2 protein-coding genes are annotated in these 2,980 nt (G+C 40.4%); one reads left to right on the top strand and one right to left on the bottom strand.

What is annotated here, in order from left to right; translation table 11 throughout:
* Positions 1-310 precede the first annotated feature (310 nt).
* On the bottom strand, positions 311-2,329 hold the full coding sequence (gene tkt, locus H7254_RS14455; protein ID WP_301933635.1) for a transketolase: 2,019 nt from the start codon (positions 2,327-2,329) through the stop codon (positions 311-313).
* 419 nt (positions 2,330-2,748) lie between these two features.
* Between tkt and H7254_RS14460 the strand changes: the two genes are divergently transcribed.
* The coding region (locus H7254_RS14460; protein WP_367875449.1) for a SnoaL-like domain-containing protein at positions 2,749-2,980 on the top strand (232 nt) is incomplete at its 3' end.

Below are 2,980 nucleotides of genomic sequence, written 5' to 3' on the forward strand. Positions count from 1 at the left end.
TAATTCGTATCCGCCGTGATCTGCCGCGATTGCTATTTTCACTTTGTTTTAGTTATGAGTTATGAATGATGAGTTTTTAAATTGAAAAGAATTTTTAATTCAAAATTAAAAAGGCTAACAGAAATTTCAAAATTGATTATTTAAAAGTTCGGGATAAAAAAATACCTGATACGCTTTAATAAAAGTTCCATATAGTTTTTATAGTACAAGAGTGCGACGCCAATGAAGTTGCACATAGTTATAAATGTTTGGGCAATAATATTTTTACCAAATTAATATACAGCTGCTAATTGTTTATTATCGCCATTACTTATTTTATTTTCAATAATTCCATTGCTTTATTCACCACATTTTCTACAGTAAACCCAAACAATTTATATAAATCTTCTGCCGGTGCAGACTCACCAAACCCAGTCATAGCAATAACATCCCCTTCATCGGTTACATATTTATGCCATCCCAATGGCGAGCCTGCCTCAACTGCCAGGCGTTTTTTTATGGCCGATGGAAATATTTGTTCTTTATATTCAGCATCCTGTTTTTCAAACAATTCCCAGGAGGGCATGCTCACTACCCGGCTGGCAATACCTATTTCAGTAAGCTTTGCCTGTGCCTGCAAAATCAAATCTACTTCAGAACCCGAAGCAACCAAAATTATCTGTGGATCTACAAAAGAATCCGATAAAATATAAGCCCCTTTTTCCAGTTCGGTAGCCTTACCAAATTTAGACTGGTCAATGATGGGCAAACCCTGCCTTGTAAAAACAAGCACAACCGGTCCGGTGGTATGTTCCAACGCTACACGCCATGCCTGGGCGGTTTCGTTGGCATCGGCAGGACGTATCAAAGTAATGTTTGGTATAGATCGAAGTGAAATTAATTGCTCAACCGGTTGATGCGTGGTGCCATCTTCGCCCAGCCCGATACTATCGTGCGTATATACAAAAATAGGCCGTATTTTCATGATGGCTGCCAGCCGGATTGGTGGACGCATGTATTCAGAAAATATCAGGAAAGTAGCACCGTACGGAATCACACCTTTAGTAAGTGCCATTCCGTTTAAAACGGCGCCCATAGCATGTTCCCGGATACCGAAATGAAAATTTCTACCATCATAACTATTGGGCGTAAATGATTCATAGCCGTTAAGATTGGTATCGGTAGAAGGTGCCAGGTCGGCTGAACCACCAATCAAATTGGGCAGGCTTTCTGCAATAGCATTCAATACTTTTCCGGATGCCTGCCGCGTAGCCATTTTTTTATCCGATGGTTCAAACATGGGCAACTTATCTTTCCATCCTTCAGGCAATTTTCCGCCCAATGCCGCTTCATATTCCGCTGCCAGTCCGGGAAAAGATAATTTATACTTGCTGAATAATTCATTCCATTCTTTTTCCAGTGCCGTTCCTTGTTCGCCAATGGCACGATAATAATTTAGTACTTCTTCGGGTATAACAAAGAACTTTTCCGGATCAAATCCAAAAAATTTCTTTACCAGTTTTACTTCTTCGGCCCCCAATGGTGAACCATGAGCTCCGGCAGTATCTACTTTATTGGGACTACCGTAGGCAATGTGCGTGCGAACTTTTATTAAGGAAGGACGGCTGGTTTCATCCTTTGCATTTTTTACTGCAGCGCCTATTGCGGCAATATCATTTCCATCTTCCACCACCTGCACATGCCAGTCATACGCTTCAAAACGTTTAGCTACATCTTCTGTAAAAGTTATGCCTGTACTGCCTTCTATTGAAATATGGTTATCATCGTACAAATAAATCAGGTTGCCCAGCTTAAGATGGCCTGCCAGCGAGGCTGCTTCTGACGTAACGCCTTCCATCATATCTCCATCACTGCAGATGGCATAAATGTTATAATTAAAAAGATCGAAACCGGGCTTATTAAACCTGGCCGCCAAATGTTTTTGCGCAATGGCAAATCCAACACCATTGGCAAAGCCCTGACCAAGCGGCCCTGTTGTAACATCAATTCCGGGCATTAAACCATGCTCCGGATGGCCGGCTGTTTTACTATTGAGTTGTCTGAAATTTTTAAGATCATCCAGCGTACAGTCGTACCCGGTAAGGTATAAAAAACTGTACTGCAACATACAGCCATGTCCGGCGGACAATATAAAACGATCCCTGTTTGGCCAGTCGGGATTTGTGGGATTGTAGCGCATATAAGTTGCCCAAAGCACATGCCCCATTGGCGCTGCTCCCATCGGCATTCCCGGATGGCCGGAGTTTGCTTTTTGCACTGCATCAATCGATAAAACCCTTACCGTATTAATGCCCAGTTGTTCAATTTGCTCTTGAGTATCTTCTGCCATTTTTCTATGATATTTTTGACGGTGATTAATTTTCTGAAGTTACTGCCATTCTTCAAAAATAAACCTATCTGCCTTTTAGTGAAGAAATATGTTGATAATGGATTATAGCTTTTAAAACTCTGGAAGACCATGCCTATCATGAAAGGTTTTACGGCCTAAAGCCAAACCCTATGCCAGTAGTAATAGCTTTACCCCTGTTCAGTTCTGCAAGTATGGCCTGTTCGCTTTATAAAAAGTGTGTAATTATTTGCTCATTCAATCAAACAAAACAACTGTCCGCCAGACTGCTTCATAAACGGGCAAGGGCATCTGATTATAGAAGGTAATAATAATTTAATGTTTTTTAAAATTTGGTTTGGCCTAATTTATGGGATCTTCTTTACTGAAATTCTATTTTTTTAATCTAAAAATTTATCGTTGTGTCAACAACATCCACCACCAGTATGACAACAAAACAAATTGCCGGCAGGCTTAAAGAACTTTGCAGTAAAGGTGAATACGACCAGGCTAAAAGTGAATTATTTACTGATAATGCTGTAAGCATCGAACAGGAAGCATCGCCCATGTTTGACAAAGAAACAACGGGATTAAAAGCCATGCGTGAAAAGAGGAATAAATTTGAAGCAATGGTTGAAAAGGTACATTCTAACA

This window comes from Ferruginibacter sp., assembly GCF_014377975.1.
Classification (GTDB): Bacteria; Bacteroidota; Bacteroidia; order Chitinophagales; family Chitinophagaceae; genus Ferruginibacter.